This window comes from Microbulbifer sp. GL-2, from assembly GCF_007183175.1.
Classification (GTDB): domain Bacteria; phylum Pseudomonadota; class Gammaproteobacteria; order Pseudomonadales; family Cellvibrionaceae; genus Microbulbifer.
This window is the reverse complement of sequence record NZ_AP019807.1, coordinates 1,554,264-1,579,618: the sequence shown is the minus strand read 5'-3', so window position 1 is coordinate 1,579,618 and position 25,355 is coordinate 1,554,264. Positions and strand designations below refer to the sequence as shown.

The following is a 25,355-nucleotide window of genomic DNA, read 5'->3' as shown; positions in this document are numbered from 1 at the left end:
GGTTGGCGCTGAGCGCATTGCGATTGCCGGCTGGCAGCGATCCCGGTAATTTACTACCGGCAAATCAATATATTGCCCACTACAACAGAACAGTTAGAGCCACCGCAGCGCAAAGCGGTGGGGGGAAAATTGTCCATGAACACATTCAAGCAGAACAAATACCGGCACCACTTATTGGCAATAGCGGCAATGGCGCTGACCCTGCCCATAGCAGCGACAGCAGAAAACGCCAATAGCCAGGAAGCGGTAAAAGAAGAGCAGTCTTGGGATATCAACAAGCCGGCTTACGAATTCAAACCAATCCAGCTGGATACCCGCGAAACCACCTGGAGCAACCTGGACATCAGCCCCGATGGTAAAACCATCCTGTTTGATATGCTCGGCGATATTTATGCCTTGCCTATAGCCGGTGGCGAGGCTGTGGCCCTGACCAATGAAATCGCCTGGAATATGCAGCCGCGCTTCAGCCCAGACGGCAAAACTATCGTATTTATCAGCGACCGTGACGGCGCCGACAATATCTGGCTGATGGATCGCAACGGCGAGAACCTGCGCCAGTTAACCACAGAGAAAGAGAATCTGCTGCACTCACCAAACTGGAGCCCTGATGGCCAGTACCTGGTGGCGCGTAAAGGCTTTATGTCTGGTCGCAGTATTCCCGCTGGCGAGATCTGGATGTACCACTACGGTGGTGGAGAAGGGCGCCAGTTGAAAGAGCGTATCGGTGGTGAAATCGCGCAGAAAAATATTGCCGACCCGGCTTTCTCCCCAGATGGTCGCTACGTCTACTACTCGATCGATACCACCCCCGGCACCGTTTGGAAGTACAACAAAAACTCCACCCAGGAGATTTTTGCTATCAACCGCTACGATCTGCAGGACGGTGAAGAGGAGACCTTTATCTCTGGTCCCGGTGGTGCAGTTGCACCAGTACCTTCCCCAGACGGCAGCAAACTTGCCTTTATTCGCCGCCAGGACAACCAGACCTCTCTATTTCTGAAAGATCTGGACACTGGCCTGGAAACCCCCGTTTACTCCGGCCTTGAGCGCGATCTACAGGAAATTTTTGGCCCGCACGGCAACTATGTACAATACGATTGGATGCCCGATGGCGAGTCCCTGATCGTATGGACTGGTGGCAAGTTCCTGCGTATCTCCGTACATGGCGACAGCGTTGCACCAATTGAAGCTCATGTAAAAGTCGAGAAGCAGGTAGCCGATGCGGTGCGCTTCCCAGTGGATGTGGCGCCGGATTCTTTTGATGTGAAGATGATCCGCTGGGCGCAAAAATCCCCCAACGGTAAGCAAGTGGCATTCCAGGCCCTTGGCAAGATTTATATCCAGGATATCGACAGCGGCAAACGACGCCGTCTGACCCGCCAGAATGACCATTTCGAATTTTACCCAAGCTGGTCCCGCGATGGACGTGAAATCACATATGTCTCTTGGGATGACCAGAATCTCGGCCACGTGCGAGTGGTTTCCGCACGCAACGGTCGCGGCAAGAATATCACCAGTCAGCCCGGTCTGTATGTCGAGCCCACCTTCTCCCCGAGCGGTGATACCGTAGCTTACCGCCGCTTTACTGGCGGCTACCTGCTTAGCCCAGAGTACTCCCTGGAGCCGGGCATCTATCTGGCTGACACCGACGGCGACTGGCAGCGTCGGGTGGTTAAGTCCGGTTACGAGCCCCACTTTGGCGCCACAGATGAGCGTATTTACTTCTCAGAATACGAGCACGCAGACGGCGGCAAGCGGGTTCTGAAAAGTACTAACCTGGAAGGCAAAGACGAGCGCGAGCATCTGCACGGCTCCGAAATCACCTCCTTCCGCTTGTCTCCAGACGGTAAATGGGTCGCCTTTACCCAGGATTTTAAAGCCTTTGTCGCGCCCTTTATGCACACAGGCAAGTCCGAGGTGATTGGCCCCAATAGCAAAGCGGTTAAAGTTACCCAGGTATCCAAGCGCGCCGGTGAGAACCTGCATTGGTCCACCGATAGCAACACCCTCGGCTGGGCCCACGGACCCACGCTGTTCGAGCGCGAACTGAAAGATGCCTTCAGCTTTGTTGCCGGTGCCCCCGAGGAACTGCCGGAGCCGGTGTCTGAAGGCATCAACCTCAGCTTTAAGCAATCATTCGATAACCATGCAAGTCTTACTGCACTGGTCGGCGGCAATGTTGTCACCATGCGCGATGCTGAGAACACCCGTGAAATTATCGAAGATGGCGTGGTTCTGTTCCGCGGCAACCGCATCGTTGCAGTTGGCCCAGCTGCTGAAATAGAAATTCCCATGGAAGCGAAGCGCATCGACATAACCGGGAAAACTGTACTGCCGGGCCTTATCGACGCCCATGCTCACGGCGCCCAGGGGCGGGAGGAGATTATCCCGCAGCAAAACTGGAACCTGTACTCCAGCCTGGCATTCGGGGTCACTACTATTCACGACCCTTCCAATGACAGCAGTGAGGTCTTTTCCGCTGCGGAATTACAGAAAGCCGGCCTGATTACCGGACCACGTATTTTCTCCACCGGCACCATTCTCTATGGCGCCAAAGGCCCAGGCTATAAAGCCAAGATCAACTCACTGGAAGATGCCCAGTTCCACGTAAACCGACTTAAGGAAATGGGTGCCATCTCGGTAAAGAGCTATAACCAACCCCGCCGCGATCAGCGCCAGCAGGTACTACAGGCTGCCCGCGAAGCCGAGATGATGGTGGTCCCCGAAGGCGGTGGTAAGTACCAGCACAATATGAATATGATTGTGGATGGGCATACGGGTATCGAGCACTCCCTGCCTATCGCCAATGTCTATGCCGACGTAGAGCAGCTGTGGAGCCAAACTCAAGTGGGTTATACACCGACTTTCGTGGTGGCTTATGGCGGTCTCTGGGGTGAGGAGTACTGGTATGACCGCACTGAGGTGTGGAAAAACGAACGCCTGACCCGCTTTACTCCGGACTTTATCGTCAACCCCCGCTCCATCCGTCGCCCCACTGCGCCAGATGCCCACTACAATCACTTTAACGTTGCCCGCCAGGCCAAGCAGTTGCGCGATGAGGGGGTTACCGTACATATCGGCGCCCACGGACAACGTGAAGGACTGGGTGCCCACTGGGAGATGTGGATGATGGAGCAGGGCGGCTTTACGCCTTGGGAAGCCTTCCGCGCCGGCACCATCGACGGTGCGCGATATCTGGGTATGGACGGCGATATCGGCAGTATCGAAGCCGGTAAACTGGCTGACCTAATCGTGATCGATGGCAACCCGCTGGACAATCTGCGCCTTTCAGAAAATATTAATTACACAGTCATCAATGGTCGTGTTTTTGAGGCGGAAACCATGAATGAAGTGGGTGCTGGTGAGCGCCTGGCGTTCTTCCATGAACGCCTGCCTATCAGTGCAATGCCTGCTCCTACTGCGGAAGCAGTACAGGAGAAAATGGAACGCCACCACTGGGTACACTGAGGCTTCTTTAGCCTCACTACTCTAAAGTGAGAGGCAGCTTAATAAAAAGGCCTGGGGATTGTATCCCCCAGGCCTTTTTAAGTTGCAGATAAGTAATATGAAAATCAGCCTTCGATTCTTTTTTGCAGTCCTTCACCCAAATACCACACGCACCGAAACACCTCTCTCCGAGATAGCCAACTGAGATATTCAGGATATTTTTACCCACACCTATAATACTGCCAAACATCGGATTAAATTTCCTCATTCTCCGACCTAAGTCCTAACCATAGAAAACGTCCGCTCATAGCATATACGTTGGATAAACTATTTAGCCCGGCGACGGACTCTCAACTTATGCCAGAGAATTGCTCGATAAATGGCGACAGGTAGTCGAAATATCCCAGTTATAAGCCACCAAAAGGACTCATAGATGGCAATAGTTTGATCGGCCAGTGGATGATCATGTTGCAGTCTCTCTGGGTAATGATCATGCCTTAACACTCCTCGATGAAACAGATAACCACGCAAAGGTCTGCTAAGTCTCCAACTAAAAGATCGTGTTAAACGATTAAGATTATCAGCAAGATAACTTTCAGAGGCAATTTTCTGGTCCGTAAGTAATTGAAAAAAGTAGGCCTTGGATCGATTTTTAGATTTCCAGTCATTCAAAAAATCTGGAGTTAATAACCAATCGCTCTCCAGAAACCCACTGCTATCTCTTAAATCAAGTGTGTGCCTGGGAATCAATTTCTGATTATTTATTATAGCCTTTGAGATATGGTAAACATCTGAATTCATCCGATCTGGGTTTTCCAGCTCCTTTTCAAGTTTTCTCTTAAACCCAGATCGGAACTTAAAGTGAAGCAGGTATCCACAACTATCACTTAAAGGTACTGGTGAACAAATATGGGTCGAGCGAATATATTGAAAACCAGGTCGCCAATATACGAGCGGTATCTTGTAAGATTTAACTAAATAATTCGTAACTCCAGAAATTTTTGCCCTCGCCTTTGAACGTATTTCAAAGAAAGGAAAAGAATGAATACATTTAGTCTTGAATTTTGTATAGGAGACATAATTGGGTGTTGCTGCTATTAACTCATCGAGATTCTTTACAGAAACGGAGTGAGTTGTAAGTTCGTCACTAAAAAAGTCAATTAAAGGCGTATAAAGTGCAAGTGCTAACTCATTCTGCATGAGCTTGGTTTTATGAGCTAGAGATAATTCGTCATTAATTTTCGGAAGCCAAAGAAACTCATCAGCATCAACAACTAAGGTCCATTTACCTTGACAAAACTCATTGGCAATACTGTTTACCCAATCAACCCCTGCATTAGCTTGAGGATAACCACCATTTACAGCATAAAGCTGAACATCATCCTGAGTTAATAGATAGTTACAGGAATCATCCTTGCTGCCTGTATCTACTAAGTGAAAGCAGGTAACACCTATCGAACGATAGTGGTCAAGAAAAGCAGGAAAAATATCAATTTCATCACGGAATATACAAATCAAAGGATAATTAGCCTGATTTACATCCTCAATATGCTTGATGATTTTCAAACTTTTACCCTGACAAATTTTCGAAGTCTACGTAAACCTTTTTGCAGTATTCCAGGCCTATATTCGTCTACTTTTACTTTTTGTTTTTGTATATTTTGTCCTTTTGTCTTTTCCCTAAGCAACAGCAGGCTTTTTTCCTCTACATCCAGATCTTGCAAATAAGGGCTTATCTGACGAAAATCCGCCTCCTCTTGAAGGTGATTTCGTGCCTTCATCGAGTTCTCACTGGTTCGATAAAAATATAAAGGATCAGGATAATAAGAGATTTTTTCTCTGGCCAGAATAAGCTTGTTATAAAACTCAATATCATCCTTACCTGTTCTATACCTTTCAGTGTAACCTCCATGAGATCGGAAAATTTCTGTCTTTATCAGACAGGTAGCATCTCCAACTATATTCACCTTTGTTGCCCAAGCTCTGGCAGGCCCCATAAAACGAATTTGGGTTCCGATCTTACTGTCTAATGCATTTGGCTCATTTTCCCCACTGAAACGGATAGAACTGCAGGTCAGACAATCAATATCTGCAAAGATCGCAGCATCTACAAGCTTCTCCACCATTTCCGGCATCATGACATTGTCATCATCAAAAAAAAGAAGGTAATCTCCATTTGCATAACTCGCAGCAGTATTACGAGCAGCACCAACATAGCTGTTTTCTTGATATATGAATTTCCATTGCCTATCTGTATAACTATTCTCTATAAGTCTGAGAGTTTCTAGTACGTCTACTGATTGGCTGCCATCATCAACGATGATAACCTCTGTATTTCTATAAGTTTGTCTATCAATGCTTTTAAGAGCCTGGATGAGTAGATCTGGGCGCTCAAAATGGGTTACACATATTGAAATAAGAGGGTGGGACGAATCTGAGTTATTTTTTTTAACAAGAATAGAATGCTCTTGCCCATGCCAATGTTCCCAAACCTGTAAAGAATCCCTTACCCTTTGGTGTTTCTTTCCAGGCACAGGTAATCTTTCCGTATAAAGCTTCAATTTACAAGCAAGTGCTATATGATTTGGATTAAAAAGAATACTATCACTAGTACTCTTATCGACTAATTCACGCGTACCACCAGTATCTGCTGCAATAAACGGTATTTTGGCTGCCAAACACTCATATACAGCTATCGGGGAATTCTCCAAAAGTGCAGGAATGATTGCCAGGCGTCCTGGCTCTCTTAAATACTCTACTGCTTCCAGCGCATTTAAATCACTTTTGAAAGTTATATCTGTATACCAGTCCTGTTGATTTTCATCTATAAATTTATAAGCATCAAACCGGTGTGAATGGCCACCCAAGAAGGTAATAGCAGGTAACTTAATACCTTTAGCGACAAGAGCATTAAGAGCATTTACAAAAAGTATTATTCCTTTGCGTGGCTCTAAACGACCGAAGAAAACCCACTCACGAGTAACAGATGTAACTTCTGCACTAACGACATTGCAGCTAAACATTAAGTCATCCAGGAAAACATTTGGCCAGAAATAGCTACGTACTGGAAGCTCATATTTATTGCTTTTCATCCATTGAAATAGGTGGCTGCTACCACATATAAGGGTGTCAGCCATTTCTGCACTTTTTCTCTCCATAAAGACCCATCCGAGCTGTCGCTCTTCTTTAAGGAACTGCTGATTACCTTCAGCAGACCATAGCGTTGGGGATGAGCCTTTTACAACAAAATGTAAATTTTGAAATGCAACACCGAGTTTCTTGGCCAGCAAAGCGATATACCCCAGACCTCGCCACTCCGAAACATGAACGATATCGAACTGATCTTCGCGAGGTTTAAGCCATTCATAAGCCGCATATGGCACCGCCATGGTACGAGCCATTGCCGTCTTGGCAAGAATTTGTGGAGCTACGCTGTAAAACTTAATATTATGTTTTTTATAAAAATTAAAAGTACTCTGCATTTTGACAGGATTTTTTGCCAATCCATTTATAAAACAAATTGTTACTTTATGGCCTGTGCGTTGCAAAAAGATAGCCAGATGAAAATAAGCAGTTCCTATTCCACCATTCCTGATCGGTCCAAAAATATCTTCTGTAATTATGCAGATACTTTTAGGTTTCAAGGCAGCTTCAAAGTTTATATCATGCTGAAGCTCTTTCATTATAAAGGGTACCTTACATCGCGACTAACATTTGCTTGAGGTAACGTAGGCGACCATTTTTTAAAATTAACCCGTTCTCTTTTACACGAACGATAATCTCAGAGTTTTCATTCTTCATTTCAGGAGTTAGTAGAAACCTGAATCCATACCAGGCAAGCTTTGGATTCCTTGTGCCAAAGCGCTCAATATAACGATTTGCCGTAGTCTCCTCTATATCAATACCATTTAGCTCCAGAACAACAACCAGATTTCTCGTTATATTGCTACGATCCCATGCCCAACCCTCAAGATAACGAGGATTAATGGCAAAAAGTTCGCGTGGTGGAATTGAGCCTTTAATAGGTGTTCCCGAATACCCCCTGATCAAACGCTGTAATGTACTACCAGATTTTTGTATCAGAGTCTGGATATTAATTCGCGACTTAACTTCATTATCGGTAGCTATATTCTGTTCAAAAATAATTTTTGCGAAGTCATATTCTGGTTCTGGAAATTCGTCTGACTTTTTTTCAAAACTTATAACTTCTGTATAATTATTTTCAATATTTATTGTTGGGTTATCTTCTCTTCCAGATTCGCCAATTTCATCATCTGTTTGATCACTAGATTCGTATTTGTCATTTTTTGAAAACACACTCCAATTAGCTTTCTTACTGATTACCTCTTCAATCGACTGTCGGCTGAGAACAGGGCTTCCAGAAACAGCGGCAAAGACATTTTTTGATAATTTTATAATACGAACGAATCGGGTATGAGTTTTATCATCAGATTTCAAGGTAAACTTAATATTAAACTTTTCACCTTCATCCCAATTTTCGGGAATTATAAATTCATGTAGAGTGACATCGTCATTGTTTTCAATCAAAGAAATTTTCTGCAATTCGCCATTCACAATTAATTGTCTATTACCGGTTCCTTTCGCAAGGCAGAGTAGATGAGATTTTTTTTCATCCAGTCCGATAACAACTTTAGCATTCTTGTTTTTCATCTTGCGAGGCCTGTCTGCATGAACGAGCCAAACAGGATCTTGTTCTAATCGTTGCTTATCACGATAGAGTGCGGGTTTTAATCTGGACCCAGAATGTTGTAATGTGGGAAGGAGCGCAAGCTTTCGATATGCGATATTTTTATTTTCTATCAAAGACATCGAACGCAAATATAAAGAATTAGCATTACTTTGAGAATCTTCCAGTTCTTCTAGGTAGCACTCACTTTCCAGATAACATTCAGGAATAACCATTAAATCATAACCTAAATCCGCACTTGCTCTTAAAATATATTCCTGCAATAAACCATAACGAATATCATAGGGAAGTAAGTGGCCAACTTTACTTGATACTGATTTTGGAATACAGACAACATTTGCTCCTATTGAATTTCCAAATGTAATTTCCGATACGGTATCACTTCCCATTGGCATTATAATTTTATTATCTGGAAGGGAGATAAAGCTTGTAATAAAACTATACTGATTTTCTTTTAGTGCGATTCGCAACTGAGAGCAAAACCCGTTAATAAATCGGGAGGCAGTACCATCACATAATATGCAAGCTTCAAACTGACTTTCATTTAGACTGCGATCAAATGCAACTCCAGCAGGGTATCCAATGAAGTCAACAACTTCAGATTTCACGCCAAAGTCCTGAAGGTATTTACATGCTTGATATGCAGTGTTCTCCAGGGCTGGATCAGTAATAAGGAACTTGGCAGCATCCGGTTGCTCGAGCGCTAAAGCATCTGTGAATGCCATTACACTATTAATTTCTCGTAATAAAACAATAACTTCTAATCTCGAGGTTAACTCCTCAGAATCAACCGTTGGTACTATGTCTTTTTTTTCTAGAAGTTCTCTAACTGCTACTCGCCCCTGATATTTCGAAAAAAGGTCAGCTAGATAAGCGTGGAAACCATACCAAACTTTTAAATTATGACTGTTATCAAAATTTGAATGGGCGATTCTATGACCTTCATTAAGTACTTTTTTCAATCGCTCTGCAAGTTCGTAAGCGAATGGGGCAATAAGGCAGGCATCATGATCTTCTTTCGCAATAAGTTCCGGGGTTCCTCCTACACGTGTTGCGACAAACGGTATATTATTTTCCAATGTCTCATATACCGCCATCGTTGAGTTTTCAATTAGTGAAGGCATTACAGCTACCATATCTCGCGAACAGAGAAAGGAAAGAGCCTCCGGCTGATTGCAGTCTGTTATACAATTTACTTCAAAACTCCATGCTGAAGATTTTCGATTAATATAGTCCGCAACTTTCTCATTTTTTTGATTGGGAAGAGACTCACCATATTTACCGAGAAAATTCACTCTGTTTGGTGGACTTCCGGCACGCTCAAGGAGATCAAGCGCTGTGCAAAAAAGTTCAATACCCTTACGCATTTCAAGGCGACCAAAAAATGTAAGCTCCTGTGTGTTGACAAGATCACCTGGCTGCCGGTTCGGACGTTTATCATCAACATGTACTTCAGAAAAATCTAGAATATTTGGTTGTACATAAGTTTTATCAGGCAGGTTGTAGCCAATATAACGCATAAAACATAGCAGATGAGCACTGCCACCAATAACCATATCACCTAATTCAACACACTTCTGCTCGGCAAAACTTGCAGGTAGAAGTTCTCTTTTTGCGAAAGGCTGCATCTGATAATGACGATTCCAAAGATGCGGAGAGGAAGTTTTAATGATGAACAACGTATCCTGGAATGCGAGCCCGAGTTTCTTTGCCATCAACGCATAAATTAGCCCTCCTCGCCATTCAGAAGTATGAACAACATCAAAAGAGTCCTGCTCGATTAACCAACGATAAGCTGCGCTATATCGTCGTTGCCAATTTTGTGAGGGGCCTACAATTGTCTCTTGTGCATGTACCAAATAGTGAAGAGAAACTCCAAAGCTGGCAAAATGTTCTATCCAATATTCAGGAGTTTCATTTTCAACAGTTTCACCTTTTAAATAGAGAACATGAACCTCGTGGCGATGAGCAGCCAGTCCCTTTGCCAAGTGGTAATAGGTTGATGCGATACCACCATTTCTAACTGGACCTAAAATCTCTTCCGTCGCAATGCAAACACGAAGATTATTATCTGACTCAATACCTGCATAAATATTGAGGTCAGGGAATGCCTCGACTGCAAATTTATCAATCTGCATTCTCTAGGATCCTCTGATTAGAACTACCCATCAGAATATCCTCTTTACTGATAAAGTAGTCCCAGGTAGCTTTAACACCATTCAGTAACTTTGTCTCTGGATCGAAACCTAAATATTTTTTTGCTTTAGATATATTAGTGAAATTATGGCGAACTTCACCAACCCTAAAATCATGATAAATTACATTCAGGTTTTCATTTTTACCTGTGACCTGTCTCACTAGTGTAATTATCTCATTCACAGAAGTTGGTCTGCCACTACCAAGCTGGAAAACTCCACTTTGATCGTTACTTAGCGCTTGGATAATACCCTGACATAGATCTCCAACAAAAATAAAATCTCTCGTTTGACTGCCATCTCCATAAATTTCACAAGGCTCTCCTCTGAGAATTTTTTTCATAAAGGCAGCTATCACACTGCCCTTATGTAAAGAAAGTGGACCATAAACATTTGAAAAACGCAGAGATGTAATAGAAAGTCCATAACTTTGAGAATAAGCTGAACAGTATGCTTCAGCTGCTGCTTTGGATGCCCCATATGCTGATGCAGGATTAACAGGCATTAATTCATGTACAGGTGGTACAGTATCTCCAATAATTGCTCCACCTGTTGAAGCGTTAACAAGAGAGCGGACACTGTATTTACGCATAGCTTCCAGAACATTCAATGTGCCATGAACATTTACCTCAAAGTTATAGACTGGATTTTTTATTGAATCGATAACACCAGTATCTGCTGCTAAGTGGACAACAGCATCAACATTACACATAACTTTATCTACAATATCTTTATCCCTTACATCCCCCTTATAAAGCGATGAGGAAACTGGGATAATGAAGCATTATTTCCTGTTGTTTCATTGTCCAAGACCAAAATTTCATCACACAAACGTAATTTAGTTAAAATATTGATCAAATTCGATCCAATGAAACCACAACCGCCTGTAATAAGGATGCGTTTAAACATAGATTAAGCCACTTACTGAAACTAAGAAATGGGTTCGGCAACTTCACTGCTTTTTATCTGATGTGAAACATCAGCAATTTTATTACTTCTTGTCCAGTAGGAGACACAGGGAATTTTGGAGTGATCTGCTCTTTCGCAGTAGCGCTGAGTTATATCTGTGATTTCCTTTAGGAGGCTATCCTTTATAAGAGTAGGTTCCCAACCAAAAGAGCGGAGTAGGTCATTTCGCACATTTAAATCATTTCTTTCTGCTTCGCTTCTAGGGTTTGGAAGATAGCTTATCTCACAATTTGTTAATGACTGAATCAGTATCGCCAAGTCTGATAGCGTCTGGGTTTCTGCCATTTGGTTCAATATCATTGGTCGATCACCTGAAACAGGCGAATGCATAAGTGCTTGTTCAATGCATTTACAGGTATCAGAAATATGAATAAAAGCTCTCGTTTGCCCTCCAGTTCCATGTACAGTAAGGGGATAACCAACAACAGCCTGCATTAGGAATCTATTCAGGACAGTTCCATAGTCACCATCATAGTCGAAACGATTAATCAATCTTTCATCCAGGCTAGATAGCTCTGTTTGAGTTCCCCATACAATACCTTGATGTAAGTCAGTTATACGAATCTTGTCATTCTTCGCATAATATTGGAACATTTGGGCATCCATCGTTTTGGTCATATGGTAAATAGAGCCCGGATTAGGTGGGTAAACTATAGTGTCGGCAATTTCTCTACCATCCAAGGTATCGATTTTTACATCGAGGTAGCCCTCTGGTATCGGAATTGGTTCTTCATGACCGTACCCATATACACCCATTGTGCCCAAATGAATGAAATGTATATCCAGCTGGGAATCTACGATTGCATTTAGGATGTTATGAGTACCGCAAATATTATTTGAAACTGTATAGTTCTTTGTAGCACTACTCTTCATTGAATACGGTGCGGCGCGCTGTTCCCCGAAATGTACAATACTGTCCGGTTTTTCCTCTTCCAGTAAATTTAAAAGTTCCTGGTAGTTTTTAGAAACATCCATTTCTACATAGCGAATAGATTTTCCCGTTATCTCGAACCAAGTATTGATTCGAATATTCAGCTTACAAATTGGTGTTAATGACTGAACATTGAGCTCTTCGTCAATCTTTCTTCTGGAAAAATTATCAACAATGATGACATCATGCCCAAGATTACTAAGATGTAGTGAGGTTGGCCAACCACAAAATCCATCACCTCCAACTATTACTATTTTCAAAGATCCACCTCCATAATATTTTCACTAGCCACAATAAACTAGTCTTTTCATGGATTATGAATTGCATTGTTATCTGAGATACGTATTCAACAATATGAGATGCTACAATTTACATTTTATAACACACACGACTGAGAATTACTGGATATACAAGTTAGCATCTGCGCCAAATTTTTGTGGCTAAGCCTTGATTACTGTGGTCAGAAAAAATAAATTTAATATTCTTTGACAGAAGAATTTTTTATACTTATTAAGATACCTATAAATAATGAGATTTTTTGATTTACTTGGCATGTAATCAATCAACGGTAATCTTACTATATTTGATTTACACCAAGAGCAACTGCACCCTATTGCGCCATTCGGGTTAATATTCACGCCAAAAACACCTGGTTACTCTCACTTGGGAAATTAAATGTCAACTTTAGAAATCGATCAATTGGATAATTTCGAGTTAGGTAAAAAAGCCGCCCTAGCGGGAGAAATAGAACAGGCCAGAAAACTTTTACGCCCCATTGCAGATCTTAATCCTTTTCATCCTGCAGCTTACTTTCTTTGCTATGTAGAATCCAGTAAAGGATCAATTCTTAATTGTGAAAAGTACACGCTGACATTTCTTTCCAAACACCCACATCATGCAGGAATGCGCACCATATCTGCCAAATTGAATGTTGCTAAGGGAAATCTAGATCAGTCAGAAAAGGACCTTAAGATTGCTCTAAATTTCAACCCCAATCATCAGCGCGCTCTAAAATTACAAGAACAAATACAAGTAATACGCGCAGAAAATAGTGCCAGGGACGCTCTTTTAGCGATTGAATCACCGAGATCTCACCCTGCATTTTCCAGTTATCGGAAATCAAAAGCTGCAAAGCAATTAAGTAAAGTAAAGCCCGTAGAAAACTGGGATAATCATGAATTGCAAGCCAAGATTGCCTTTTTTTACAATAGTCGAAATTTACGCCGCACTCTCAAGAATTACGATTCGGAGCTTATTTCCAGCGCGGTTAAACTTGGATATTGCACCTGGCCAAGGAAATTACAAAACTATATACGTGGGTGTAATGTTCTCGATGTTGGTTGTCGTTTTGGTGGGCATGCCATGGGATACCTCTGTGCTGGGGCAAGTAGTTACATGGGCATAGACCCAGCAATGTCTATGGATGCCAAAGTGGTACGCAGTAAAAGAATCCGTAACTGGGTATATGCGCCAATGTCCTCACGAGAAATTATGGAAGCAGTACCAGATATCAAGCTACATCAATGCAGCACACGTGATCTAGTGGGTTCAATTAAATTTGATGCAATCTCCCTTCACAATGTAACAGAACATTTAGTTGATATTGAGGATGTTTTTGAAGACATTACAAATCTATTAAACAGAGATGGTAAAATCATTTTCTTGCATCACAACTTTTATGGCTGGAGCGGACATCATATGCCCCCCATACCCCAGCCGCTCTCGATGAAAACAACCCCGAACATCTAAAATACTGTGATTGGAAACATATTAATCTTATTAAGGAATTACCACGCGACCATTATTTATATACAGATCTAAATCGTGTTCGAATTGATAAATTGAAATCAATCACTAATAAATATTTTAATATCGAAGAGTGGGAACTGTGGCCATCTAATGACAAGGTATTAGAACGTTTAACCCCCAAGATTGAAAATAGAATAAAAAAGGAAATTCCAGATATTACCTTAGATGAAATTAAAACGAATGTTGTATTCTGCGTAGCTACAGCAAAATAGATATTTTTATCTACTTAGGTATTGGTGATGCTTTCTTTTGAATTTGAAAGACTTTCGAATGGATGTTATGTACATCCAGAAATATCATTTTTAGACACGCATACCCCACAAGCTATCTTAGAAATACCCGGTATGATTTCTGTTGCGGAGAGAAAGTTATTATTTAATTTATCCTCAAGCAATTATCAACAAGCTGGTTTTATTGTTGATGCGGGTAGTTTTATGGGGGCTTCTGTCGTTTCTCTGGCCCATGGTTACCGGAGTAATCTGAAGATAGATTCAGACAGCCAATCTAACACCCGTGAGAAGAAACTTATCAGTAGTTTTGAACTTGGTTTTTTACCGAAACCCGCTAATGGTACTGATCGATTTTGGAAATGTGGCTCCCTAGTTTATCAGTTTGGTAATTCTTTTTTACCAATCCTTAAGAAAAGTATCTCTCCATATAGCGACTTGGTCGAACTGAATATTGGTGATTTTAATCAGTACTCATGGTCTGATCACCCAATTGAAATTTGCTTTGTTGATGTATGTAAGACCAGACAGCTCAACATGCATGTTTCCACTCAATTTATGCCACATCTTATGGAGGGGAAATCTTTTTTTATAAATCAAGATTTCTTTTTTGACCGGCTTCCATGGATAAAAATAACCATGGGTTATCTAAATGAATATTTTGACTGGTATGGACAAGTGTTCTCGAGCTCGGTGTATAAATGTAAAAAACCTATCCCTAAATATATCGCAGATTATGATCCATTCACTCATGCAACACTTGATGAATGCTTAAAACTTCATGACATGTATCCCAGCAAGCACCTATCCGATTCCTATAAATTTCGTATGAGTTTATCACGCTCCTACTTGATTGCAATGAAGGGGAAAAAGGTTGATGCTTTGGATTACTTGAAAAGTGTTGAAAAAGATTATGAATATATAATGGATGATAATAAGTCTATTGATCGCAACGATCGCTTCCGTTTCAACCGGACTTTACGACAAATTAAAGCTGGAATTTATTAATCAATCTTTTAAAAAATTTCGAATTAAGAGTTTTATAGAAGACAGTCATTAGATTTCTGTTACATGTTTTATCTCAGATTGTGATATCGGGGAGTAGGTGATCCAAGTTTATCTATCTATGCAAAATTGGCCTAAATTTTAGGCTTCACCAGTCTCTTTTTGTAGAGCCCCATCCAGTGCCTTCGCACGCTGGAAAGATACCCTCTGTGTCAAGCGAGCAACATACCCCTTATACTCTTCACGCTTTTCTATAGTCCCAAATTGCAACCCTCCACATTAACTGTGTGCCAATATAGACATCTGCGGCGGTAAAACGATCTCCGGCAATATACGGATAAGACATAATAGCTTCTGAAAGGGCATTCAAGACAAGTTGATAATTGCCATACCCCTGTATCTGTTGTTTATCCTCAGCTGCCTGCTCGCCAAAGATAGTCTTATTTACAACGACTGATTCCATAGGCCCAGCGGAGAAAAACATCCACCGATAATATCTGGCACGTTCATCATCATCTTGTGGAGATAGGCCTGTATCAGGAAATACATGAGCAAGATAAACACATATTGCAGCTGCTTCGGTGACTACTCTTTGATCGTGTACGAGAGAGGGCACCTTTCCCATTGGATTGAGCGCCAGATAGTCAGGCGCCTTCAAGGGCTCACCATATTCAAGTACATTCGTTTTGTAAGAAACACCGAGTTCCTCTAGCATCCAACGTACTATACAGCCACGAGACTGTGGATGAGTGTAGAATGTTATCTGATTGGCCATGCTTCACTTCCTTGTCTGTTATGTTAGCGAAGTTTATCGATTGAAAAGCCAAACACTCGAGAGAATCCCGTGACAAATTATCTAAATTGACCTTCATAATATTACTTACTGGCTTGTTGCAAAGAAGTACTAACACACGATTTCTACAACCATTCCGCCAACTCAATAGTGATATATTCTGGGCCTTCAATATAAACCAGCTTACGTTTTTGATACTCTAGTATTTCACCTCGGGCGCGAATGCCATTCTCTGTCAGGAAATTAAGTGTTTTCTGTATATCATCTACGGTAAAGCATAAATGGTTGTACCCAGGTCTCGCTAAATTAAGAATGGACGGATCAGATCTTACAGTGGGATTCCTGTAGTGTAACAATTGGATCTCAAACCTCGGATTAGAGTTCTTTAGTACCAATGTTAAGTGATCAGCTTCTACATCCTCGACCTGTAAGTACTTAGATATCTTTTCTCCTGAAATCAGGTCTGTAACTTCCAGTTCAAAATTCAGCAGCTGAAAAAATTTTAAACTCTCCTGAAGATCAGTAACCACAATAGTGACATGGTCTGGATGCATCAACATTGCCAATTATCCTCTCATTGATCGATCTAATACTTTAGCATTGTAAATTACTAATTTATCAAAGAATAAGGGTAGATATTCCACCAGTGTTAATCATATACAAGATTGCACTAACATATGTTCATAAAACTATCTTTTAATATTCTTAATTAACACAACCTCACGCCTAAAAAATTATGTCCCTAGTAAATGATTGCTATTTAGTGACGCTTAAATTTTTTTAGTATATGAACCCTTGGTCAAAAAAAATATAATTTAATTAAACCTATAAAACCTCTAAAACAAGTAGCCTTAATCCTCACTCTATTTTCACCCCATTCGACGGGCGTAGCTAAGGCGGATATAAAAACCTATCAGGCGGACATCTTTCATTTTACCGTCGACCCTAGCCATCAGGATAATACCTATCAATACTTCCAGAATGGCGGCCTGGTTATTCAGGAGGGCAAAGCTCTAGATATAGTCTCAGAGGGTGTAATCGATCAGTATAGGTCAAAAGCTGAGTTAATAAACTAGCGTGTAAAACTGATCACCCCGGGGTTTATCGACTCACCTATTCACTATCCGCAAATCTAGATGATTGGTGCTCACAGTGAGCAGCTATTGGAATGGCTGATTGAGTATACCCTTCCTACCGAGAAGCAGTTCTCAGACAAAGCCTATGCCAAAGAAGTTGCCAGTTTTTTTATCAACCAATTAAAAAGAATGGAACCACCACAGCACTCGTACTCGGCACTGTCCATCCTGAGTCGGTTGATGCTCTGTTTGAGGTCCTAGAACGGGAAAATATGTGGTTAATTGCAGGTAAGGTGTTGATGGACTGGGGTGCCTCGGACTATCTACTGGACAAGCCAGAGCAAGGCTATATAGATAGCAAGCGCCTAATTGAGAAATGGTACAAAAGGGGGAGGTTTTCCTACGCGATCACACCTCGGGTTGCTCCTACCAGCACCGCAGAACAGCTTCAGCAAGCTTATGGATGTATTCAGCCACAGTGGCCTAAATCGAGATCACTTTATTTTTGCACACGGTATCTATCTCAGATACAAGGAAATGCCTGGCATCGCAAAGGCTGGTAGTGGTAGTGCTATCGCTTTCTGTCCCAGCAAAAATTTATATTTAGGCAGCGGACTTTATTATTATTGACCTAGAAGCAACAGATCTCATGAAATTTAGAATGAGAAATGTAAAAAGCCTAAAAGACAAATTATTTCTATTACAAGTTCTTTGTAATGAGCGTGCAATTTAAAATACGTAAATTTACGTCGAGAAAAAGTATTAAATCCATCGGTTTTAAAAAAATAACGAAGGGACTTTTAGTTATTTTAAAATTACAAGAAATATCAAATTAGGCTTGAAAAACTACGATCATAATTGCCATCTTATAGAAACAAAAAAAGCAGCCGAAGCTGCTTTTTTTGCCTGGAAGCAGGACTTACAGAAAGTAAGAACTGCTTACTTACCGGCTGCCTTGCGGATCGCCTGCAGAGTGCGCAGGCGTGCTTCAGCTTCGGCCAGCTGAGCAGAGATACGTGCATAGTCGACTTCGGAAGGCGCTTTGTGCAGGGCGTGTTCCGCTTCTTCACGGGCCTTCTGCGCGGCTTCTTCATCGATTTCGCGTTCGGCTATATCGGCGAGGATAGTCACCATGTTGGGCTGTACCTCGGCGTAGCCACCGCTGACGAACAGTACTTCCTCTTCACCACCGGGCTTGATGATGCGTACCGGACCGGGTTTCAGGGCAGTGAGCAATTGAGCGTGACCATAGGAGAGACCCAGCTCACCCTCGATACCGCTCACGATCACCATCTCCACCAGTCCGGAGAAGAGAGACTGCTCGGCGCTGACAATGTCACAATGTACTGTCATGGCCATAGTATATGCCTCTCTGGCTTAGCCTTTGGTCTTGTTGGCTTTTTCCACAGCTTCGTCGATGGTTCCCACCATGTAGAAGGCCTGCTCTGGCATGTGGTCATATTCACCGTTCAGGATACCCTGGAAGCCACGGATGGTTTCTTTCAGGGATACATATTTACCTGGTGCACCGGTGAAGATTTCCGCCACGTGGAAAGGCTGGGACAGGAAGCGCTCGATCTTACGTGCGCGAGCAACAATCTGCTTATCTTCCTCAGACAGCTCGTCCATACCGAGGATGGCGATGATGTCCTTCAGCTCCTTATAGCGCTGCAGTACAGACTGTACACCGCGAGCTACTTCGTAGTGCTCCTGGCCAATTACCTGCGGATCCAGCTGACGGGAGGTGGAGTCCAGCGGATCAACAGCTGGGTAGATACCTTTAGCAGCGATATCACGGCTCAGTACTACGGTGGAGTCCAAGTGCGCGAAGGTGGTCGCAGGAGACGGGTCGGTCAAGTCATCCGCCGGTACGTATACCGCTTGAATGGAGGTGATAGAACCGGTCTTGGTGGAAGTAATACGTTCCTGCAGAACGCCCATCTCTTCCGCCAGGGTCGGCTGGTAACCTACCGCAGAGGGCATACGACCCAGCAATGCAGATACTTCGGTACCGGCCAGGGTGTAACGGTAGATATTATCAACGAACAGCAGTACGTCTTTGCCTTCGTCACGGAATTTTTCCGCCATGGTCAGGCCGGTCAGGGCTACACGCAGACGGTTTCCGGGCGGCTCATTCATCTGGCCGTAAACCATCGCCACTTTGGAGTTGGCTTTGTTTTCCAGATCGACAACGCCGGATTCAGCCATCTCGTAGTAGAAGTCGTTACCTTCACGAGTACGCTCACCAACACCAGCGAACACGGACAAACCGGAGTGTTCGGTAGCAATGTTGTTGATCAGCTCCATCATGTTTACGGTTTTACCTACACCGGCACCACCGAACAGACCAACCTTGCCACCCTTGGCGAACGGACAAACCAGGTCGATTACCTTGATGCCAGTTTCCAGCAGTTCCGTAGAGCTGGATTGCTCTTCATAAGTCGGTGCAGCGCGGTGGATAGAGGAGCGCTCTTTCTCACCAATAGGGCCACACTCGTCAATCGGGTTACCGAGCACGTCCATGATGCGACCGAGGGTTTCCAGGCCAACCGGTACAGAAACCGGAGCACCGGTATTGCGCACGGGCAGACCGCGGCTGATACCTTCGGATGAACCCATGGCAATAGCGCGTACCACGCCATCACCCAACTGCTGCTGCACTTCCATGGTGAGGTTCTTTTCCTCTACCACGAGTGCGTCGTATACATTCGGAACAGAATCGCGTGGGAATTCCACGTCGATGACCGCTCCGATCACTTGCACAATTTGCCCGTTACTCATTTCCGGATCCTCAGCTTTAAATTCTTTCTAGGCCGACCATTTCAGGTGTTGGCAGCGGGTTAAACCGCCGCCGCGCCGCCGACAATTTCGGACAGCTCCTGGGTAATGGCCGCCTGGCGCGCCTTGTTGTAGACAAGCTGCAACTGATCGATCAGCTCACCGGCGTTATCGGTGGCGCTCTTCATCGCGATCATACGCGCTGCCTGTTCACAGGCCTTGTTTTCAACTACTGCCTGGTATACCTGGGACTCAATGTAGCGAGCTAGTAATCCATCCAGTAATTCAACCGGATCCGGCTCGTAGAGGTAGTCCCACTCATGCATGAGTTTTTCGTCCTCGTCCTTTGGCAGCGGCAGCAATTGCTCGACCCGCGGCTTCTGCGACATGGTGTTGATAAACTCGTTGGATACCAAGAACAGGCGATCGATATCGCCTTCTGCGTAACGGTCCAGCATTACCTTAACTGAGCCAATCAGCTTGTTGGCCTGGGGCGCATCGCCCAAGTCGCGTACAGCTGCAACAACCTTGCTGCCGATGGCATTGAAAAAACTGGCCGCTTTGTTACCTACTGCACAGACCTCAACATCTGCACCTTTTTCGGACCAAGCCTGCATCTCGCGAATGGCCGCTTTGAACATATTGACGTTCAAGCCACCACACAGTCCGCGATCTGTGGATACCAGGATAAATCCGACCCGCTTGGCCTCGCGCTCCTGCAGATAAATGTGCTGGTACTCGGCCGAAGCGTTGGCGACGTGGCCGATCACTGCGCGTATGCGCTGGGCGTAGGGACGCCCCAGTGCCATGCGATCCTGAGCCCTGCGCATCTTACTGGCCGCAACCATTTCCATTGCGGCAGTAATTTTCTGTGTGCTCTTGATGCTGGCAATTTTTGTGCGTACTTCTTTTCCGCCTGCCATAGTGATTTACCTTGTTCGCTGGAAGTTAGATTCCGAAAGAGTGGCAGCGCCACTCTTTCGCGCTCTCCAGGGAGTTCTTACCAGCTGCTAGTAGCGACGAACTTCTCGATAGCGGCTTTGAAAGCTGCGTCGATTTCGTCGTTGTAGTTACCAGTGCTGTTCACTTTCTCCATCAGCTCTGCATGTTCGCTGTTCATATAAGCGAGCAGGGCGGCTTCGAAATCGAGAACCTTGGCAACTTCTACTTCTTTCAGGTAACCCTTGTCAGCGGCGTAAACGGAAACAGCCATATCCGCAATAGACAGCGGAGAGTACTGTTTCTGCTTCATCAGCTCGGTTACGCGCTCACCGTGATCCAGCTGGGCCTTGGTGGCTTCGTCCAGGTCAGAGGCAAACTGGGAGAACGCCGCCAGCTCACGATACTGGGCCAGAGCAGTACGGATACCACCAGACAACTTTTTGATCACCTTGGTCTGCGCTGCACCACCTACACGGGATACAGAAATACCCGGGTTGATCGCAGGGCGGATACCGGAGTTGAACAGATCGGTCTCGAGGAAGATCTGGCCGTCAGTAATGGAAATCACGTTGGTCGGTACGAACGCGGATACGTCACCGGCCTGGGTTTCGATGATCGGCAGGGCGGTTAAAGAGCCGGTCTTGCCTTTCACTTCACCGTTAGTGAATTTCTCTACGTAGTCAGCATTTACACGCGCTGCACGCTCCAACAGACGGGAGTGCAAGTAGAAAACATCACCGGGGTAAGCTTCACGTCCAGGCGGGCGCTTCAGCAGCAGGGAGATCTGACGATAGGCCCAAGCCTGCTTGGTCAGGTCATCGTATACAATCAGAGCGTCTTCACCGCGGTCGCGGAAGTACTCACCCATGGTACAGCCAACGTAGGGAGCCAGGAACTGCATCGCTGCAGGATCGGCGGCGCCAGCGGCTACCACGATGGTGTGATCCATAGCGCCGTGCTCTTCGAGCTTGCGCACTACGTTGGCAATAGAGGACTGCTTCTGCCCCACGGCAACGTAGATACACTTAACGCCGGTGCCTCTCTGGTTGATGATGGCATCGATCGCCACAGCAGTCTTACCGATCTGGCGGTCGCCAATGATCAGCTCACGCTGGCCACGACCGATCGGGATCATAGTATCAACCGCTTTCAAACCGGTTTGTACAGGCTGATCAACAGACTGACGGGCGATAACGCCTGGCGCTACCTTTTCAACCGCGTCGGTCAGTTTGTTGTTGAGCGGACCTTTGCCGTCAATTGGGTTACCCAGTGCATCTACGACGCGACCGAGCAATTCGGGACCAACCGGGGTTTCCAGGATACGGCCGGTACAACGACACTTCTGGCCTTCTGCCAGACTTTTGTAGTCGCCCAGGATTACAGCACCAACGGAGTCACGCTCCAGGTTCAGCGCCATACCGTAAACGCCGCCTTCGAACTCGATCATCTCACCGTACATCACATCGGCCAGGCCGTGGATGCGGATGATGCCGTCGGATACGGAAACAATAGTGCCCTCATTTTGGGCTTCAGTGCTCACATCGAGATTCTCGATGCGGCTCTTGATGATTTCACTGATCTCAGAGGGATTCAGTTGCTGCATGCTCTGTTCCTCAAGTCCCCCGGCAGCTGACGCTGTCGGGGAGAGTAATTTAGGAGTTCATCGCCTCGGCGAGCTTGGCCAGACGGCCGCGTACTGTGCCGTCGATGACTGTGTCACCGGCGCGAATGATCGCGCCGCCCAGCAGGTTCTCGTCCACCGAGCTGTGCAGATGTATTTCGCGTTCAAACTTTTTGCTGAGCTTCTCACTCAGTTCCTGCGTCTGCGCATCGCTCAAAGCGTGTGCGGAAACTACTTCCACCTCGAGGGTGGCTTCCGCTTGAGCCTTCAACTCTTCGAACAATTCGGAAATTTCCGGCAGCAGCTGCAGGCGATGATTTTCCGCCAGCAACCGGATGAAGTTCTTCCCGTGTTCGCCGAGTTGATCCGAGCAGATCGACAGAAAACTATCTGCGCGCTCTTCGCTGGTGAGCTGTGGATTGTCCAGCAGCTCACGCACTTTTTCGTTCTGGCTGACAGCTGCCGCAGTGGCCAGCGCAACACTCCAACCGTTGAGGTCAGAGGCTTGTTGCGCATAGGTAAATGCGGCTTTAGCGTAGGGCCGGGCCAGTGTGCTGAGTTCCGCCATGGAGTTCCTCGCTTACAGCTCGGCTGCCAGTTTGTCGATCAGGTCATCGTGCGCCTTAGCGTCGATATTGACCGAAAGAATTTTCTCCGCACCGAGAACAGAAAGAGCTGCCACACGGCTGCGCAGTTGCTCCTTGGCACGGTTCACTTCCTGGTCGATCTCCGCTTTAGCTGCAGCCTTCAGGCGGTCGCCCTCAGCATTTGCAGCCTGCTTGGCTTCATCGATAATCTGGTTGGCGCGCTTGTTGGCACCTTCGATAATCTCAGTCGCCTGATCTTTGGCTTCTTTCAGCTGCTCAGCAGCCTTGCGCTTGGCCAGCTCCAGATCTTTCTGCGCGTGCTCAGCGTCTGCAAGACCGTCAGCAATTTTTTGCTCACGCTCTTTCATCACACCCAGCAGCGGTGGCCAAACAAACTTCCAGCAAAACCAGACGAAAAACAGGAATGTGATCGACTGGCCGATTAGAGTCAGGTTGATATTCACACCGACACCTCTTGCTCTTTAAATAGGGTTAAGGGCAATTGGAACGGCGTAATCAAACCAGACCAGGAGCTACGGCGAAGATCAGGTACATAGCGATACCAACACCGATCATCGGAACCGCGTCGAGCAGACCGGCCATCAGGAACATTTTGCCCTGCAGAGCTGGCGCTTGCTCAGGCTGGCGTGCGGAACCTTCCAGCAGCTTGCCACCCAGGGTACCGAAACCGATAGCGGTGCCCAGTGCGCCCAAACCGATCAGCAGTGCACTTGCGATGTAAACCAGACCTAATGCTTCCATTGTGTTCTCCAAATCAAAGTTAAAGAGTTGTTGTAAAAGGGTTAACTGTTAAAAATTTAATGATCGTGCTCGTGTTCGTCGTCGCGATGATGTGCCATCGCCATGTACACGGTGCTCAACACCATGAATACGAACGCCTGCAGGGTGATTACTAATACGTGGAAAATTGCCCAGCCCATGTGCAGCAAGCCCGCACCAATAAAGCCGAGGACGCCCACGCCAAATACAATTGCAATCAAAATAAAGATCATTTCGCCAGCGTACAGGTTGCCGAATAAACGCAGCCCTAGGGAAATCGGCTTGGCGATCAGGGAAACCGCTTCCAGCACAAAGTTCACCGGGATCAGCAACACATCGAAGAACCACTTACCGGTGTGGAAGGGGTGCAAGGTCAGCTCTTTGATAAATCCGAGCGGGCCTTTTTCACGGATACTGAAAAAGATCATCAGTACGAACACTGCCAGTGCCATACCGAGAGTGGCATTGGGGTCCGTCGTGGGTACAACTTTAAAGAAGAGATGGTCATTGCCCGAAATCTTGGCGGCAGCCATCGGCAACCAATCGACCGGAACCAGGTCCATCAGGTTCATCAGGAACACCCACACAAAGATGGTGAGAGCCATAGGCGCCACCATACTGTTGCGATGCGGGAAGCTCTCCCTCACTAATTTGTCGATAAACTCAGTCACCAGCTCCACAAAGCTCTGGAAACCGGTGGGTCTGTCCACACTGGCTTTCTTTGCCGCACGGGCAAACAGGAAACAGAAAATAAGACCGAGGCCGATAGCCCAACCCAGTGTATCCACATGCAAGGCCCAAAAGCCCATGTCTGTCGCTTCCTGGGAGGAGTGCGCCATAGTCCACGTAGACTCACCGAGGACAGTGCCATCGGCGCGGGTGTAACCGGCCGGCAGCTTGCCGTAAGTCATATTTTGCAGGTGGTGTTGGATATACGCCGTCGCGGTTTGAGCTTCGCCTGCCATAATTCCTCAACAATCGTAAAAGTAAGAATTCTTCTTCTGTACCGGCTAGCGCACCGTACGCGCTACGAATACCCACTGCACGATTACACAGAGGCCGTAGCTTATAAAAAGCGCCGCCGCATTCAGCGGCTTGACGACAGTAAACACCGCCGCGAACCCAGCCAGGGTCAATATAAATTTGCCGGTTTCGGCGCGATAGAAATTGCCTACCACGCGCTGGGCGGCGCGCGCTCCGCTATCGCGAAAAGCGCGCCAGCCAAAATATGCTCCAGGCAGCGCACACAGGGCACCACCGATCATTACGGAGAGCGCAGTCACCGGATTGCCATTCAAGTGCAATACTGCACCAGCCACCGATACCAGCAGAAGCTGTACCGCGGCAATTCGTAATACCGGGGGTTTTCTCATAGACGGGATAAGCCGACTTTTTGTGCGCTGTCCGCCCAAAATTTGGGCGTGCGAATTATGGAGCAACAGCATCGCCGATTCAACCGGCAAATGTCGCCAACTTATTTGATTTTC

At 45.4% G+C, this 25,355-nt stretch carries 21 protein-coding genes; 3 read left to right on the top strand and 18 right to left on the bottom strand.

Going from position 1 to position 25,355, the window contains the following annotated elements:
- Nucleotides 1–135 precede the first annotated feature (135 nt).
- Nucleotides 136–3,468, top strand: coding sequence for an amidohydrolase family protein (locus GL2_RS06885; RefSeq protein WP_143729964.1), 3,333 nt, complete (start codon nucleotides 136–138; stop codon nucleotides 3,466–3,468).
- A gap of 16 nt (nucleotides 3,469–3,484) precedes the next feature.
- On the opposite strand, the gene GL2_RS06880 is transcribed toward GL2_RS06885, so the two are convergent.
- The 7 genes from GL2_RS06880 to GL2_RS06855 all read right to left on the bottom strand — a co-directional run bounded on the left by GL2_RS06880 (nucleotide 3,485) and on the right by GL2_RS06855 (nucleotide 12,510).
- Nucleotides 3,485–3,697, bottom strand: a complete 213-nt coding sequence (locus GL2_RS06880) for a hypothetical protein (protein ID WP_143729963.1) — start codon at nucleotides 3,695–3,697, stop codon at nucleotides 3,485–3,487.
- Between the two features lie 77 nt (nucleotides 3,698–3,774).
- On the bottom strand, nucleotides 3,775–5,013 hold the full coding sequence (locus tag GL2_RS06875) for a glycosyltransferase family 2 protein (RefSeq protein ID WP_232053780.1): 1,239 nt from the start codon (nucleotides 5,011–5,013) through the stop codon (nucleotides 3,775–3,777).
- Nucleotides 5,010–7,130, bottom strand: coding sequence for a glycosyltransferase (locus GL2_RS06870; RefSeq protein ID WP_143729962.1), 2,121 nt, complete (start codon nucleotides 7,128–7,130; stop codon nucleotides 5,010–5,012). Before GL2_RS06870 ends, GL2_RS06875 begins: the two co-directional genes overlap by 4 nt.
- A gap of 13 nt (nucleotides 7,131–7,143) precedes the next feature.
- Nucleotides 7,144–10,293: a glycosyltransferase family 4 protein gene (locus GL2_RS06865; RefSeq protein ID WP_143729961.1), complete on the bottom strand. Its 3,150-nt coding sequence runs from the start codon at nucleotides 10,291–10,293 to the stop codon at nucleotides 7,144–7,146.
- Entirely contained in the window at nucleotides 10,283–11,062 is a 780-nt protein-coding gene (locus GL2_RS06860; RefSeq protein WP_255505850.1) for an NAD-dependent epimerase/dehydratase family protein, read from the bottom strand. The genes GL2_RS06865 and GL2_RS06860 overlap by 11 nt, the downstream gene beginning before the upstream one ends.
- Nucleotides 11,063–11,088: 26 nt before the next feature.
- Nucleotides 11,089–11,259: an NAD-dependent epimerase/dehydratase family protein gene (locus GL2_RS22315; RefSeq protein WP_197736531.1), complete on the bottom strand. Its 171-nt coding sequence runs from the start codon at nucleotides 11,257–11,259 to the stop codon at nucleotides 11,089–11,091.
- Nucleotides 11,260–11,280: 21 nt separating this feature from the next.
- Nucleotides 11,281–12,510 (bottom strand): NAD-dependent epimerase/dehydratase family protein, encoded by a 1,230-nt coding sequence (locus tag GL2_RS06855; RefSeq protein ID WP_143729960.1) that lies wholly within the window; start codon nucleotides 12,508–12,510, stop codon nucleotides 11,281–11,283.
- A gap of 415 nt (nucleotides 12,511–12,925) precedes the next feature.
- Here GL2_RS06855 and GL2_RS06850 point away from each other — a divergent pair, with 415 nt between their 5' ends.
- Nucleotides 12,926–13,999 carry a methyltransferase domain-containing protein gene (locus tag GL2_RS06850; RefSeq protein ID WP_197736530.1) on the top strand — a complete coding sequence of 358 codons (1,074 nt, stop codon included), beginning with the start codon at nucleotides 12,926–12,928 and terminating at the stop codon, nucleotides 13,997–13,999.
- A gap of 299 nt (nucleotides 14,000–14,298) precedes the next feature.
- On the top strand, nucleotides 14,299–15,294 hold the full coding sequence (locus GL2_RS06845; protein ID WP_143729959.1) for a hypothetical protein: 996 nt from the start codon (nucleotides 14,299–14,301) through the stop codon (nucleotides 15,292–15,294).
- Nucleotides 15,295–15,532: 238 nt separating this feature from the next.
- On the opposite strand, the gene GL2_RS06840 is transcribed toward GL2_RS06845, so the two are convergent.
- The 11 genes from GL2_RS06840 to GL2_RS06785 form a co-directional block, all read right to left on the bottom strand.
- Nucleotides 15,533–16,066, bottom strand: a complete 534-nt coding sequence (locus GL2_RS06840) for a glutathione S-transferase family protein (protein ID WP_232053779.1) — start codon at nucleotides 16,064–16,066, stop codon at nucleotides 15,533–15,535.
- Between the two features lie 143 nt (nucleotides 16,067–16,209).
- Entirely contained in the window at nucleotides 16,210–16,644 is a 435-nt protein-coding gene (locus tag GL2_RS06835; protein WP_143729958.1) for a VOC family protein, read from the bottom strand.
- A 1,455-nt stretch (nucleotides 16,645–18,099) separates the two neighbouring features.
- Nucleotides 18,100–18,519, bottom strand: coding sequence for a F0F1 ATP synthase subunit epsilon (locus tag GL2_RS06825; RefSeq protein WP_143729957.1), 420 nt, complete (start codon nucleotides 18,517–18,519; stop codon nucleotides 18,100–18,102).
- Nucleotides 18,520–18,537: 18 nt separating this feature from the next.
- Nucleotides 18,538–19,941 (bottom strand): F0F1 ATP synthase subunit beta, encoded by a 1,404-nt coding sequence (gene atpD, locus GL2_RS06820; protein ID WP_143729956.1) that lies wholly within the window; start codon nucleotides 19,939–19,941, stop codon nucleotides 18,538–18,540.
- A 59-nt stretch (nucleotides 19,942–20,000) separates the two neighbouring features.
- Complete coding sequence (gene atpG, locus GL2_RS06815; RefSeq protein ID WP_143729955.1) at nucleotides 20,001–20,861, bottom strand: F0F1 ATP synthase subunit gamma; 861 nt, start codon at nucleotides 20,859–20,861, stop codon at nucleotides 20,001–20,003.
- A 77-nt stretch (nucleotides 20,862–20,938) separates the two neighbouring features.
- Nucleotides 20,939–22,483, bottom strand: a complete 1,545-nt coding sequence (atpA, locus tag GL2_RS06810) for a F0F1 ATP synthase subunit alpha (protein ID WP_143729954.1) — start codon at nucleotides 22,481–22,483, stop codon at nucleotides 20,939–20,941.
- Between the two features lie 49 nt (nucleotides 22,484–22,532).
- Nucleotides 22,533–23,069, bottom strand: a complete 537-nt coding sequence (locus GL2_RS06805) for a F0F1 ATP synthase subunit delta (RefSeq protein ID WP_143729953.1) — start codon at nucleotides 23,067–23,069, stop codon at nucleotides 22,533–22,535.
- A 12-nt stretch (nucleotides 23,070–23,081) separates the two neighbouring features.
- Complete coding sequence (locus GL2_RS06800) at nucleotides 23,082–23,552, bottom strand: F0F1 ATP synthase subunit B (protein ID WP_143729952.1); 471 nt, start codon at nucleotides 23,550–23,552, stop codon at nucleotides 23,082–23,084.
- 52 nt (nucleotides 23,553–23,604) lie between these two features.
- Nucleotides 23,605–23,850, bottom strand: coding sequence for a F0F1 ATP synthase subunit C (atpE, locus tag GL2_RS06795; RefSeq protein WP_020413895.1), 246 nt, complete (start codon nucleotides 23,848–23,850; stop codon nucleotides 23,605–23,607).
- A 56-nt stretch (nucleotides 23,851–23,906) separates the two neighbouring features.
- Nucleotides 23,907–24,833, bottom strand: a complete 927-nt coding sequence (gene atpB / locus GL2_RS06790; protein WP_143729951.1) for a F0F1 ATP synthase subunit A — start codon at nucleotides 24,831–24,833, stop codon at nucleotides 23,907–23,909.
- 45 nt (nucleotides 24,834–24,878) lie between these two features.
- A complete protein-coding gene (locus GL2_RS06785; protein WP_143729950.1) occupies nucleotides 24,879–25,241 on the bottom strand; it encodes an ATP synthase subunit I in 363 nt (120 codons plus the stop codon).
- Nucleotides 25,242–25,355: the final 114 nt, after the last annotated feature.